This is a genomic window from Betaproteobacteria bacterium (assembly GCA_009377585.1).
Lineage (GTDB): Bacteria > Pseudomonadota > Gammaproteobacteria > Burkholderiales > WYBJ01 > WYBJ01.
Window position 1 is genome coordinate 28946 of record WHTS01000049.1, and the last position, 13551, is coordinate 42496.

At 65.4% G+C, this 13551-nt stretch carries 12 protein-coding genes and 1 tRNA gene; 9 read left to right on the forward strand and 4 right to left on the reverse strand.

What is annotated here, in order from left to right; all coding sequences use genetic code 11:
- Positions 1 to 70: 70 nt before the first annotated feature.
- Positions 71 to 694: a cadmium resistance transporter gene (locus GEV05_16230; GenBank protein MPZ44913.1), complete on the forward strand. Its 624-nt coding sequence runs from the start codon at positions 71 to 73 to the stop codon at positions 692 to 694.
- 355 nt (positions 695 to 1049) lie between these two features.
- Here the strand turns inward: GEV05_16230 and ilvD are convergent, their stop codons facing one another.
- Complete coding sequence (gene ilvD, locus GEV05_16235) at positions 1050 to 2723, reverse strand: dihydroxy-acid dehydratase (protein MPZ44914.1); 1674 nt, start codon at positions 2721 to 2723, stop codon at positions 1050 to 1052.
- Positions 2724 to 2782: 59 nt separating this feature from the next.
- Here ilvD and GEV05_16240 point away from each other — a divergent pair, with 59 nt between their 5' ends.
- On the forward strand, positions 2783 to 3625 hold the full coding sequence (locus GEV05_16240) for a prolipoprotein diacylglyceryl transferase (protein ID MPZ44915.1): 843 nt from the start codon (positions 2783 to 2785) through the stop codon (positions 3623 to 3625).
- A gap of 5 nt (positions 3626 to 3630) precedes the next feature.
- Here GEV05_16240 and GEV05_16245 read toward each other — a convergent pair whose 3' ends face one another.
- Positions 3631 to 4557: an EamA-like transporter family protein gene (locus tag GEV05_16245; protein ID MPZ44916.1), complete on the reverse strand. Its 927-nt coding sequence runs from the start codon at positions 4555 to 4557 to the stop codon at positions 3631 to 3633.
- 182 nt (positions 4558 to 4739) lie between these two features.
- On the opposite strand from GEV05_16245, the gene GEV05_16250 reads away from it, so the two are divergent.
- On the forward strand, positions 4740 to 5657 hold the full coding sequence (locus GEV05_16250) for a LysR family transcriptional regulator (protein MPZ44917.1): 918 nt from the start codon (positions 4740 to 4742) through the stop codon (positions 5655 to 5657).
- Positions 5658 to 5747: 90 nt separating this feature from the next.
- Here GEV05_16250 and GEV05_16255 read toward each other — a convergent pair whose 3' ends face one another.
- The gene (locus GEV05_16255; GenBank protein ID MPZ44918.1) at positions 5748 to 6548 is read right to left on the reverse strand and encodes a hypothetical protein; all 801 of its coding nucleotides are present in this window, start codon (positions 6546 to 6548) and stop codon (positions 5748 to 5750) included.
- A gap of 101 nt (positions 6549 to 6649) precedes the next feature.
- Here GEV05_16255 and GEV05_16260 point away from each other — a divergent pair.
- From GEV05_16260 to GEV05_16275, 4 genes are all read left to right on the forward strand, one after another.
- Positions 6650 to 6725, forward strand: a tRNA-Ala gene (locus GEV05_16260).
- A 5-nt stretch (positions 6726 to 6730) separates the two neighbouring features.
- Positions 6731 to 7888 carry a tripartite tricarboxylate transporter substrate binding protein gene (locus GEV05_16265; protein ID MPZ44919.1) on the forward strand — a complete coding sequence of 386 codons (1158 nt, stop codon included), beginning with the start codon at positions 6731 to 6733 and terminating at the stop codon, positions 7886 to 7888.
- Between the two features lie 22 nt (positions 7889 to 7910).
- Positions 7911 to 9467 carry an MmgE/PrpD family protein gene (locus GEV05_16270; protein ID MPZ44920.1) on the forward strand — a complete coding sequence of 519 codons (1557 nt, stop codon included), beginning with the start codon at positions 7911 to 7913 and terminating at the stop codon, positions 9465 to 9467.
- On the forward strand, positions 9452 to 9934 hold the full coding sequence (locus tag GEV05_16275; protein MPZ44921.1) for a hypothetical protein: 483 nt from the start codon (positions 9452 to 9454) through the stop codon (positions 9932 to 9934). Before GEV05_16270 ends, GEV05_16275 begins: the two co-directional genes overlap by 16 nt.
- A gap of 34 nt (positions 9935 to 9968) precedes the next feature.
- Here GEV05_16275 and GEV05_16280 read toward each other — a convergent pair whose 3' ends face one another.
- Positions 9969 to 11003: a tripartite tricarboxylate transporter substrate binding protein gene (locus GEV05_16280; protein ID MPZ44922.1), complete on the reverse strand. Its 1035-nt coding sequence runs from the start codon at positions 11001 to 11003 to the stop codon at positions 9969 to 9971.
- Positions 11004 to 11101: 98 nt separating this feature from the next.
- Here GEV05_16280 and GEV05_16285 point away from each other — a divergent pair, with 98 nt between their 5' ends.
- Both GEV05_16285 and GEV05_16290 read left to right on the forward strand, forming a co-directional pair.
- The gene (locus tag GEV05_16285; GenBank protein MPZ44923.1) at positions 11102 to 11464 is read left to right on the forward strand and encodes a hypothetical protein; all 363 of its coding nucleotides are present in this window, start codon (positions 11102 to 11104) and stop codon (positions 11462 to 11464) included.
- Entirely contained in the window at positions 11461 to 13164 is a 1704-nt protein-coding gene (locus GEV05_16290; GenBank protein ID MPZ44924.1) for an N-6 DNA methylase, read from the forward strand. The genes GEV05_16285 and GEV05_16290 overlap by 4 nt, the downstream gene beginning before the upstream one ends.
- The last annotated feature ends 387 nt before the right edge of the window (positions 13165 to 13551 follow it).

Genomic DNA, 13551 nt, shown 5'->3' on the forward strand with positions numbered 1-13551 from the left:
CGAGCGTGACATGAAATAGGGAACGCTCGATAGAATGCGCGAGCCGTCTCCGAACGGCAAACGCACAACAATGCCCGAATCCATCGCATCGCTGATCGGCATCGCCGCGCTCGTCTACGCGTCGACCAACCTCGACGACCTGCTCATCCTGGCCGTGTTCTTCGCCGATCCACGCGTGCGGGCCGGCGCGGTCGTTGCCGGCCGCTTCATCGCTCTCGCAGTGCTGGTGCTTGCGAGCGGTGCGGCGGCGCTGCTCGCCCTTGCAGTGCCGGAAGAGTGGATTGCGCTCCTGGGCTTGGTGCCGCTGATTCTGGGGATGCGCCTGTTGCTGGCCCTGTTTCGCGAGGGAAGCGACGGCGAGAGCGAGGAAAACGAGGCCGCTGCCAAAGTGGAGAACGCTTCCCGCAGCGGCTTCGCAGCCCAGATGCTTGCCGTCGCGGGCGTGAGCCTCGCGAACGACGGCGACAATCTCGGCGTCTACATTCCGCTGTTCGCTGCGACGCCTTCTGCGATCCCGATCTATGTCGTCGTATTCGCCGTCATGACGATCGTGTTTTGCGCGCTCGGCTATCTGGTCGTGAACAATCCGCTGATCGGCCGCTACATCCGCCGCTATGGCGATGTCCTGCTGCCAGTGGTGCTGATCCCGCTCGGGCTATTCATTCTGTCCGACGCGCTGCCCTTGCTGCGCTGAGGCCGTAGAGCGGGCGCCGGTGGTGTGCTTCCCCTCCCCTCACGAGGAGGGTGGCGCGAAGCCCCCGGGGTTGTGTGCTTCCCCTCCTCTCACGAGGAGGGTGGCGGCGAAGCCCCGGGGTTGTGTGTTTCCCCTCCTCTCACGAGGAGGGGTGTCACGAAGTGACGGGGTGGTGTGGTTCTCGGTTCCGAAGCGGGAATCCTGCGGTTAACCAAACCACCCCGTCCGCGACCTGCGGTCGCGTCCAGCCCCTCCTTCACAGGAGGGGAGTGAAAAACAACCCCTCCGCTGATGAGCTTCACAGGAGGGGAATGAAAACAACCCCTCCGCATGAGCGTCGCAGGAGGGGAGGTCTTCAGTCCGTTACCGCGCCCTGAGCCGCCGACGACACGAGCTTCACGTACTTCGCCAGCAATCCGCGCGTATAGCGCGGTTCGGGCTGCTTCCAGCTCTTCCGCCGCGCCGCCAGCTCAGGATCGCTCACGTTGAGCTGGATTTTTAGCTCGTACGCGTCGATCGTGATCGAATCGCCCTCCTGCACCAGCGCGATGGGTCCGCCCTCATACGCTTCCGGCGCGACGTGCCCGACCACCATGCCCCAGGTGCCGCCGGAGAAGCGCCCGTCGGTGATCAAGCCCACCGACTCGCCCAATCCCTGACCGATCAGTGCCGAGGTCGGCGCCAGCATCTCCTGCATCCCCGGTCCGCCCTTCGGCCCCTCGTAGCGGATCACGATTACGTCGCCCGCCTCGATCTTGCGCGCCATGATCGCTTCCATGCACGCGTTCTCGGAATCGAACACGCGCGCGGGGCCGCTGATGCGTGGGCTCTTGAGTCCCGTGATCTTCGCCACGCACCCGTCCGGCGCGAGATTGCCGCGCAGGATCGCGAGGTGGCCCTGCGCGTACAGGGGCTTGTCCCACGGCCGGATCACCTCCTGGTCGGCGCGCGGCTTCTCCGGCACCTTGGCAAGCTCTTCGGCCATCGTCCTGCCGGTGATCGTCATGCACTCGCCATGCAGCAGGCCGTGCGCGAGCAGCATCTTCAGGACCTGCGGCACGCCGCCGGCGCGATGGAAGTCGGTGGCGACATAGCGCCCGGAGGGTTTGAGATCGCACAGCACCGGGACCTTGACGCGGATGCGCTCGAAGTCGTCCATGCTCCATTCCACGCCTGCGGCATGCGCGATGGCGAGGTAGTGCAGCACCGCGTTGGTCGAGCCGCCGGTCGCCATGATGAGCGAGATCGTGTTCTCGATCGATTTGCGGGTGATGATGTCGCGCGGGCGCAGCTGCTTGCGGATCGCGTTCACGAGAACCTTGGCCGAATCTGCGGAGGAGTCCGCCTTCTCGGCATCGGGCGAGGCCATCTGCGACGAGCCGAGAAGACTCATGCCGAGCGCCTCGAACGACGACGACATCGTGTTCGCGGTAAACATGCCGCCGCATGCACCCACCGTCGGGCAGGCGTTACGCTCGATGCCGTCGGCATCTTCCTTCCCCATCGTGCCCGCGGCGACCGCGCCGACCGCTTCGAACGCCGACACGACGGTGAGATCCTGCCCCTTCCACTTGCCCGGCTTGATGGTGCCGCCGTAAACGTAGATGCCCGGCACGTTCATGCGCGCCAGCGCGATCATCCCGCCCGGCATGTTCTTGTCGCAGCCCCCGCACACCAGCACGCCATCCATCATCTGGCCGTTGACCGAGGTTTCGATCGCATCGGCGATGACCTCGCGCGACACCAGCGAATACTTCATCCCCTCGGTGCCCATGCCGATGCCGTCGGTGACCGTCGGCACGCCGAACACCTGCGGTTTCGCGCCGGCTGCTTCCAGCGCCGCCATGGCGCGATCGACCAGCGGCTGGATGCCCGCGTTGCACGGGTTCATGGTGGAGTGGCCGTTGGCGACGCCGACGATGGGCTTGTCGAAATCCCCGTCCTTGAAGCCCACTGCGCGCAGCATGGCGCGGTTGGGCAGGCGCGCATTGCCTGCGGTGATGAGATGGCTGCGCCAGTTCTCTGCCATGGCCGTTCCTTCGGGTTGGCTTAAACTCGATATTCTAGCGAACGCTCGGCGCACCCGAAATGCTCGTCCACCCGCAGTTCGATCCCATCGCTTTCTCGCTCGGCCCGCTGGCCGTGCGCTGGTACGGGCTGATGTACCTCGTCGCCTTCCTGGCCGTGATCGTGCTCGGACGCATGCGTGCCAAGCGCGATCCGTGGCGCGGCTGGGTGCCGCAAGACCTGGACGATGCGCTCTTCTACGGGGTGCTCGGTGTGATCATCGGCGGTCGGCTGGGCTATGTGCTCTTCTACAAGCTCGACTACTACGCAGCCCACCCGCTGGAGATCTTCTACATCTGGCAGGGCGGCATGTCGTTCCACGGCGGCTTCCTCGGCGTGCTGGTCGCGATGCTCCTGTTCGCGCGCAAGAAGAAGACGCGCTGGCTCGGCATCATGGATTTCATCGCGCCCCTGGTGCCGCCGGGTATCGCCGCGGGCCGACTCGGCAACTTCATCAACGCCGAGCTGTGGGGGCGGCCGACCGACGTAGCGGGGGCGATGATCTTCCCCAACGTCGACAACGTGCCGCGCCATCCCTCGCAGCTCTACGAGCTCGCGCTGGAAGGCGTTGCGCTCTTCGTCCTGCTGTGGTGGTTCTCGAAGCGGCCGCGCCCGCTCGGCGCCATCTCGGCGCTCTTCCTCATCGGCTACGGCTTCGCGCGCTTCGTCGTCGAATTCACGCGCGAGCCCGACAGTTTCCTCGGCTTTCTCGCCTTCGGCTGGACCATGGGCCAGTGGCTGAGCCTGCCGATGATCCTGGCCGGGTTCGCGCTGTTGTGGTGGAGCTATCGGCAGGGCGGCGAGACTCAGCCGGCGGCCGAGGATTCGTCATTCCCGCGCAAGCGGGAATCCAGGCATTCCTGAGTCGGTCATCCCCGCTTGATCAGCGCCACGCCGGCGAGCAGCAGAACCACGCCCGCGAGCCGCATGCCGGAGACGGGACGCTGCGGAAGCCGGAACCAGCCGTGCTTATCGACGAAGACCGAAGCGACCTGCTGACCCGCCACGGTGAGCCCCGCTGCCGCGCCGGCGCCGATCGCCGGAATCGCGGTGAACATCGTCGTCACGTAGATGGCGCCAGCAAACCCGCCCAGCCAGCCCCACCATGGCATGCCGGCCACGCATTCGATGCACGGTGACGGAATCCTCAACCAGCCGGACCCGGCCCATATGACGGCGGCCATCGCGGCGGTCGCAACCACGAACGATACCGTGCCGACCGCGAACGCGGCGCCGCCGAGGTCCGCGTGCAGGAGCGCGTTCACTGCACCCTGGATCGGCAGCACGGCGCCGGCGATGAGCGCCAGCGCGATCCAGCCGAGCTTGGACCAGCCGAGCTCGGCCGCCGCTCCCTTCTGCCCGAACATGATCAGTACCGCGCCGAGCAGTACGATGAGCGTGCCGGCCGCCCCGCCGGCATCCAGGCCGATCGCTGCGACGCCGAGTAAGCCGAAGCTGTCGAGCACCGCCGAGGCGAGCATCTGGCCGGCGATGAATAGGCCGACGGACACCACCGCGCCGATGCGCGGAAAGAGAAAGATGGTGGACACGACGTAGATGGCCGAGGCGACCCCGCCGAGGACGTGCCACCAGCGCGCGGCCGGCAGCGCGGCAAACGCCGCGACCGAGCCGGTCAGGATCGCGACGGCAAGTAACGCGACCGCAGCAACCGACAGCTGCAACGTCGTCGCCGTGAATGGGGAACCGATCGCTTTCGCGAGCTGCGCGTTGGCGCCCGCTTGAACCGTCAGGAGCCCGCCTGCGGCAAGCGCGAGCGGAATGAACAGGCTTTCCATGTGTCGACTCCTTTTTGCATTTCCCTCCTCGTCGAGGAGGGGCGGGACGCGACTGCGTCGCGGACGGGGTGGTCCCCGAACGCGGTAGCGACCGCAACACCGCCCCACGCCCAACAGCTTGCAGCTTTCACCCTTGCAAGCCAATATGACGCATCTGCAACCTCGGCTTGCAACCTCGCAATATGCCCCTCGGCCGCACAGACCTGCGCCTGGTCCTCGCCATCGGCGAGGCGGGAACGCTGCTGGGCGGCGCACGCACAATCGGCATCGACCACTCCACCGCATTCCGACGCCTCAATGCGTTGGAGAAGAGGCTCGGCGTGCGCCTGTTCGAACGCGCCCGCGACGGCTACGTGCCTACGGCGGCGGGCGAAGCGGCGATCGCAGCGGCGGGACGGATGGAGGAAGAGATCGTTGGCCTGGAGCGGAAGCTGGCCGGCGCCGATCTACGACCGAGCGGCGTCGTGCGCGTGACCCTGACCGACACCGGGGTCGATCTGCTCACGCCCGTCTTCGCCGCTTTCCGCGCCGCCCATCCGCAGATCGCGCTGGAAGTCGCCGTCGCCAATCAATTCTTCTCGCTGTCGAGGCGCGACGCCGACGTGGCGATTCGACCGAGCGCCGAAGCTCCGGAAGACCTCATCGCGCATCGCATCGCCGAAGTGGCGACGGCGCTCTACGCCGCGCCTTCGTACCTCGCTTCGCGTGGGCGGCGCGCACTCGGGGAGCACGCCTGGCTCGGGCCGGACGAGAGCCTCATGCACCTCGGCTCGTCGCGCTGGTTGCGAAAGGAGATTGCGCCGGAGCAGATGGTCTATCGCGCCAACTCGCTCGTGGCGTTGCAGGCGGCGGCGCGCGCCGGTCTGGGCGTTGTGCCCTTACCCTGCTACATCGGCGATCGCGATCCGGCGCTCGTTCGCGTCCGCGGTCCCGTCCCAGATATGGCGGCGACGATGTGGGTGCTGATCCATCCCGATCTGCGGCGCGCGGCGCGCATCCGGGTCTTCGTCGATTTCATCGTGCAGGAGCTGACGCGGCAGCGCGCCCTTATCGAGGGCCGTTCCCCGCGGAAGGAAGCTGCGGCCGTGCGGCGGAGTTGACTCCCCTCCTCGTCGAGGAGGGGCTGGACGCGACAATGTCGCGGACGGGGTGGTCGGTTCCTGATGAGTAGCGCTAAGCGCCGGGACGGTCTACCCCTGCTGCTGCCCCTGCCGGGCCGCCATACTGACCCGCCGATCCAGCAGCCGCTGAAAGTTCGCCAGCGATCCGACATGCGCATAAACCGCCGCCAGGTAGCCCCGGCTCAGCAACGCCTTGATCTGCTCGGCCTCCAAAGCAGCCAGCTTTTGCTCGTTTACCCGCCCCATTCCCGAAAGTGAGAGCGGCGTCCCCTCGTTCGGTTTCGCCTGCATGGTGAACGGCTCGATCACGCCATGGTTCGCCAGCGTCTTGCACATCTCGTTGGTGCGCGCGAGATCCGCCTCGTATTCGGTCAAAAGCTTCTGCTGCTGCTCCCACTCGGGCAGGGGCTTCCCCTCGTCATCGAACAGCCGATCGCCTTTGTCGCGCAGCGCCTTCTTCTCCACGCAAACCAGCCGCTCCTCGCGCATCTTCCCGTCGATCGTGATGGTCGCCATGCAGAACGGATAGCGGCGCACGTACGCCGGCAGATAGGCGCGGCGGTCCCAGGTGTTGTCCGACATGAGGAAGAGGTTCTTGCCCTGCTCGAGCCCCAGGACCGCGAAGGCGGCGTAGGTCTTGCCCGAATCGGCAGTAACGAACACGATCGGGTAGTCGCGCGCAACCAGCGCAAACTCGGCCAGGCTCACCGGCAGCGCGTTCAGAGTGCGGAAAGCCGGGGTGATCTTGCCCCGCTGCGGCACCAGCACGCGGTGAGTCTTGTTGAGCGGCACGATCTCGGTGTACGCGAACGGCGGCGAGATCTGCGGGCTGGTGGCGGCTACGGGTGTTGCGTTGTTCGGCTCGGCCATGGCATCGCTCCTTGTCGAGGGATGGTAGCACGACAGGAAGATGCGTTTCGGCCCAAGCGTTTACCGGATTTCCGATCTTTAGTATCATCCTCCGTCGTCGTGGGGCGGTAGCTCAGCTGGGAGAGCGTCGCGTTCGCAATGCGAAGGTCGAGGGTTCGATCCCCTTCCGCTCCACCAATAAAATGGCTGCCCTTGTGGTGGCCATTTTTATGGGTGGCACGGTAGGTGGAGTGAGAACGTCAGACCGGGTTCGACCCGTTCCGGTCATTCGACTCGCGCCGTGCACTTGCCCCCCGCGCTATGATCTGTGGGGAGATCAGAGAGCCTGCCCTTCGCCGCGCGAGCTTGCTGTCGCAAGGAGCATGGATATGCCAGTCGCTATTCGGTCCGCATGCGTGACAATCGGGTTTCTTTCAGCCGCAGGGGCTGTGGCGCAAGGCTATCCGACGAAGGCCGTGCGGTTGGTGACGGATGGATCGGCGGGAGGAGGCGGGGACGTCCTTGCGCGTATCGTGGTCGCGGAACTGGCGAAAGTCCTGAACCAGCAGGTGATCGTGGAAAACCGTCCGGGAGCGGGCGGCACCCTGGCGCCCCCGGTCGTTCTTCGGGCACCGGCCGACGGATATACCCTGCTTCAGATAACCGTTGCGGCCGCCGCGAACGTCACGCTTCGCCCGAATCTGCCGTACGATCTCCTGAATGATTTCTCGGCCATATCCCAGGTTGCGTCGGGACCCGCTGTCGTCGTTGTTCATCCATCGTTGCCAGTGAGATCCATCAAGGAACTTATCGCGCTGACCCGGGCGCGGCCGGGAGAAGTGAACTATTCGTCTGCGGGCACCGGCAGTTCCACCTTTCTCGGTGCAGAGCTGTTCAACCATGCCGCTAGGGTCAACCTGGTGCAGGTGGCGTATCGCGGCGGCGCTCCGGCCCTCGTCGGCGTGGTGAGCGGCGAGACCGCGGTCATGTTTTCGCCGCTGGGGTCCTCCCTGCCTCTGCTGAACCGAGGCGCACTGCGCGCCCTTGCCGTGACCACGAGCGGGCGTGTGCCCGCCATTGCCAACGTCCCGACCGTGGCAGAGTCCGGTGTACCGGCGTATGAATTCAGTAACTGGTACGGTTGGTTCGCAAGGGCCGGAACGCCGGGAGATTCGATCAACACGATACAGAGCGCCCTCGTGTCCGTACTCGGGCGCCCCAACGTGGCACAGCGTTTGTCCGACCTCGGTTATCTTCCGGTGGGCAGCAAGCCTGGAGAGTTCGCAGCCTACGTGAAAGAGAACGTAGACCGGCTCCGAACGGTCCTTCAGCCGCAAAGACGACCGGGCGGTGCGCGATAATGCACGGATTCCCGCACCCTGAATTGAATCGAACCTGGCACGACCTGGAAGCCATAGCGCTCGTGGGGTCAGGTCGCGACCTTTGCTGCATCTCCATACGACCTGGCCCTCTGCGGCCGCCGATCGTAGCCCGTGCCCTACGGCCCACCGATCAGCGTGGCCTGCTCGCCGTCCACGACGCAGAAGCGCTCGACCACGGCTGCACCGTGGAGGTTGCGTGAACGGCACCACGCAGACGGTTGCGCGCTTCATCGAGGCATCGCGCTGGAGCGACGTTGCGCCGAATGTCCGGCACGAAGCCGCGCGGGCGATTCTGAACTGGCTGGGCTGCGCGATCGGCGGCTGCCGTGACGAGACCGTCGAAGTGATGGTCGCCGCGCTTCGGGAATTCTCGGGACCGGCTCAGGCGACCCTGCTCGGGCGGGGCGAGCGCTTCGATGCACTCACGGCAGCGTGCATCAATGGGACGAGCTCGAACCGGCTCGACTTCGACGATACCCATCTGCGCACCGTCATCCATCCCAGTGTGCCGGTGGCAAGCGCGCTCATCGCCCTGGCCGAACACCGCCCCATCACGGGCGCGGCGTTCCTGCACGCGTTCCTGCTCGGCGTCGAGGTCGAATGCCGGGTGGGCAACGCGATCACGCCGGAGCACTACGATCACGGCTGGCATATCACCGCAACCTGCGGCGTCCTGGGTGCCGCAGCAGCGGCCGCGAAGGCGCTGGAGCTCGATGCGCGACAGATCGCGCAGGCGCTGGGCATCGCGGCGACGCAGGCCGCCGGGCTGATGGAAATGCTCGGTACGATGTGCAAGAGCTACAACATGGGCAATGCGGCGCGCAACGGGTTGAGCGCGGCGTTGCTCGCGGCAGCGGGATTCACCAGTTCCGAGCGCGCGCTCGAGGCGCCACGCGGCTTTCTCCACGTGCTCGCGGTGCGCAGCGACGAATCCGAGATCACAGGCGAATTGGGGGCGCGTTGGGAGATCACGCAGAACGCGTACAAGCCCTACCCTTGCGGGATCGTGATCCATCCCGTGATCGACGGGTGCCTGGACTTGCGCAGGGCACACGGCATCGACCCAGCGGCGATCGCTCGGATCGACGTCGTCGTCAATCCGCTGGCGCAGACGCTATGCGGCCGGAGGGCGCCGCGCGATAGCCTCGAGGGGAAGCTCAGCCTCTATCATTCGGCGGCCGTCACCATGTGCGATGGCGAGGCGGGCGTGGGCCAGTTTCTCGATGAACGCGTAACCTCTGCCGATGTGGTCGCGCTGCGCGAGAAGGTCTTCGTCGAGGTGGATGCGGGCATCTCCGCGGATCAGGCCCGCGTGCGGGTGGCGCTGACGAACGGCCAGCTCTGCGAAACCTTCGTCGAGCAAGCGCGTGGCTCGCTGCAGCGTCCGATGACGAACGCCGAGCTGGAAGCGAAATTTCGCAGCCTCGCGGCCTTCGAGCTTGCGCAGGCACAGGTCGATCGGCTGGTCGAGGCGTGCTGGTCTCTCGAAAAACTTCCCGACGCGTCGATCATCGCGCGCGGCAGTTGCGCATCGCAAACTGAATGGAGTCGCACATGAGCACTCATGAAACCTTCATGGATCGGGCGATGGCGCTCGCCACGCAGGCCATGAACGAGGGCAATCGTCCGGCCGGCTGCGTGATCGTCAAGGACGGGAAGATCGTCGGCGAGGGGCGCAATCTCGTGATCACCGAAACCGACCCGACAGCGCACGGCGAAGTCGTCGCGATCCGTCGCACGGCGCTCGACCTCGGAACCGTCGACCTCTCGAGCTGCACGCTGTACACATCGATGGAGCCTTGCCCCATGTGCTGCTGGGCAATGATCGATTCGAAGATACGTCGCCTCGTGCTCGGTTGCCGCCACGCCGCCCTCAACCGCAAGGACATCGGCACCTATTCGGTCGAGACGCTGGTCGCGATGACGGGGCGTCCGCTCGAGATCGTCACGGGGGTGCGCGCCGCCGAATGCGAGGCGTTGCGCCGGAGCTGGCCGGGCTGGCGTGCGTTTCAGGGGGAAGCGTGACGAAGGGCTGTGCGAGACGCGGGCGCGAGCAGCCTCACTCCACGCGGATGCCTTTGTCGCGCACGAGCTTCGCCCATTTCTTCGATTCCACGGAGACGAAAGCGGCGAAGTCCTCCACCGATGCGCCGGTGGCGACCAGGCCTGATTCGAGCAGCCGCTGCCTGACCTCGGGTACCTGCAAGACCTTCCGGATCTCGGTGTTCAGACGGGTCACGATCTCGCGCGGGGTCCCGCTCGGCACGAACGTGCCGAACCAGAACACGGCCTCGTAGCCGGGCACCCCCGCCTCGGCGATCGTCGGGATCTGCGGCATCAGCTCGAAACGCTTCTTGCTCGTCACGCCGAGGGCACGCAGGCGTCCGCCCTTGATCGGCCCCACCGCAACGGCCATGGTCGCGATCATCATGTGGATGTTGCCGCCCACCAGGGCGACCATCGCCGGCGCACCTCCCTTGTACGAGATGTTCGTGAGCTTCGTGCCGGAGTGGCTTGCAAACAGTTCCGTGGCGACGTGATCGGAGCCTCCCGGGCCGCTGGAGCCGTAGTTGAGCTCGCCCGGACGCGCTTTTGCGAGGGCGATCAGCTCCTTCACGGACTTCACGGGCAGGGAAGGGTGAACGACCAGCACGTTGATCACGTCCACGGCAGGGATGACCGGCGTCAGATCGCGCAGCGGGTCGAAGCCGAGCTTGCTGTAGATGTGGGGATTGATCGTGATGTTGCCGGTCGTTGCCATCAGCAGCGTGTGGCCGTCGGCCGGCGCCTTCGTCGCAAGCTCGACGCCGATATTGCCGTTCGCGCCACCGCGGTTATCGATGATGAATTGCTGTCCGACCGTTCCGGTCAGACGCTGCGCGATCGTGCGCGTCGTCACGTCGACGCCGCCGCCGGGAGCGAAGGGCACGATCCAGCGTACGGGCTTGCTGGGCCAGGTCTGCGCCTGTATCGGAGACGGCAGCAGCGCCGCTCCGAGGGGAACGCACGCAATGGCGGGGACGATACCTATACGGCGAGCATTCGTGGGACCATTCATCACCGCCTGCTCTCCGTCAACGAAGACGAACGTCATGCTACGCGGGTCGGAAATCGCGGACAAGCGCAGGTGAGCGGGACGGCTGGTAACGGGCACCAGGTGGGACGACGTCCTCACGACTCTTGTAGCACCGCATCAGCAACGGCTTGCTCCTGCGCTCCGATCTTCACAAGCTGTTCGATCTGGGATACATCACCGTGACGCCCGAGCTTCGATTGGAAGGCAGCGCGCGCTTGCGTGAGGAATGGTGCAACCGCCGCGAGTACTATTCGCATCACGGCAAAGCGCTTGTCGTCGAGCCGACGAAGCTCGCGAGCCGCGCCAGGCGGGAGTTCTTGCCTGGCACAACGAACATCGATTCAAGGCTGAGCTGGAAGGAAGATATGACGAGCACAGAAACCCGGCCGGGCGCTGCGATGACGGGCAGCGACGTGCACACCCGCGGCCGCAACGACGAAAGCGCAACCGTTCGCGCCGTTCCGAGTCGTCGCGCATGATCACCGGCGACATCAGGAGCCAGATCGATGCCATCTGGAACACATTCTGGACCGGGGGCATCTCCAATCCGCTCGAAGTCATCGAGCAGATCACCTATCTGCTCTTCCTGCGCCGGCTGGACGACCTGCACACACTGGAAGAGAACAAAGCGGCACGGCTCAAGAAGCCGATCGAGCTGCGAATCTTCCCGAAGGGCAAGGACGGGATCGGCAAGGACGGCGGTCGTGCCTACGAAGACTTCCGATGGTCGCGCTTCAAGAATTTCGCGCCGGCGGAGATGTACGCGGTGATCGGCGAGCATGTCTTCCCCTTCCTGCGCACGGGCCTGGGCAAGAACCACGGCGGCGAGGACTCCACCTACGCGCATCACATGAAGGATGCGCGCTTCACCATCCCGACGCCGGCGCTGCTGGCGAAGGTGGTGGATATGCTCGACCACGTGCCGATGGAGGACCGCGACACCAAGGGCGACGTGTACGAGTACATGCTCGGCAAGATCGCCACCGCCGGGCAGAACGGCCAGTTCCGCACGCCGCGCCACATCATCCGCCTGATGGTGGAGCTGACGGCGCCGCAGCCGCTCGACGTGATCTGCGATCCGGCCTGCGGCACGGCGGGGTTTTTGGTGACGGCGGGCGAGCACCTGCGCGATCGGCATCCGAAGCTGCTGCACGATGCAAAGCTGAACGAGCACTTCCATCACCATCTCTTCCATGGCTTCGATTTCGACAACACGATGCTGCGCATCGGCAGCATGAACATGCTGCTGCACGGCGTGGAGAACCCGGACATCCGCTACCGCGATTCGCTCGCGCAGGATCACGCCGGCGAGGAGGAGAGGTACACGCTGGTGCTGGCCAATCCACCCTTCGCCGGCAGCCTCGACTACGAGAACACCGCCAAGGACCTGCTGCAGATCGTCAAGACCAAGAAGACGGAGCTGCTTTTCCTGGCGCTCTTCCTGCGGCTCTTGAAGCCTGGCGGGCGCGCGGCGGTGATCGTGCCCGACGGCGTGCTGTTCGGATCGAGCAAGGCGCACAAGGAGCTGCGCAAAATGCTCGTCGAGGACCAGAAGCTCGACGCCGTGGTGAAGCTGCCAGGCGGCGTGTTCAAGCCCTACGCGGGCGTTTCCACCGCGATCCTGCTCTTCACCAAGACCAATTCCGGCGGCACCGATCACGTCTGGTTCTACGACGTGCAGGCCGACGGCTGGAGCCTCGACGACAAGCGCACGCCGCTGCTGCCGGACGACAAGCTCGGCCCCGTGCCCAGCGCCCTTCGTCATTCCCGCGCAAGCGGGAATCCAGAGCTTCTGACTGCCGAGGAACACGCAAAGAACAACCTGCCCGACGTGCTCGCACGCTGGAACACGCTCCGCTCCCCTCTCCCCCCGGGAGAGGGGCAGGGGGGTGAGGGCGGGAATTCACGGCCCATGGGCCGTGCCGGCCGAACGGCATCGGCTTGCAAGCCGATGCGCGCCCTGCAAGGGAGGGAGATTGATCGCCCCCGCACCGCCCAGAGCTTCTGTGTGCCCAAGGCCGACATCGCCGCTCAGGGCTACGACCTCTCGCTCAATCGTTACAAGGAAGTCGTGCACGAGGAGATCGCGCACCGGCCGCCGAAAGAGATTTTCAAGGAGCTGGCGCGTTTGGAGGAGGAGATACAGCGAGAGATGAAAGAGTTGGAGGCGATGCTTTAGTGGCAACATCCACGTCCTCCCACCGTTGGCCAATCGTGACGCTTAGCGATGTCGTGGACATGTGTCTGGGAAAGATGCTGGATGCCCAGAAGAACAAAGGACAACCTCAGCCGTACTTGCGGAATCCCAACATTCGCTGGTTCGACGTGGATCTTACGGACGTGCGCCTGATGCCATTCGAGGACCACGAGCAGGAGCGCTACGGATTGCGAGCTGGAGACGTCTTGGTGTGTGAGGGTGGCGAGGCGGGACGAGCTGCTATTTGGGATGGTCGCTTGCCTGAAATGAAATTCCAAAAGGCCATTCATCGCGTGCGATGCGGGCCACAGTTACACAACCGGTTCCTCGTGCACCGACTTTTGGCCGACTATTACGCTGGGCGGTTAG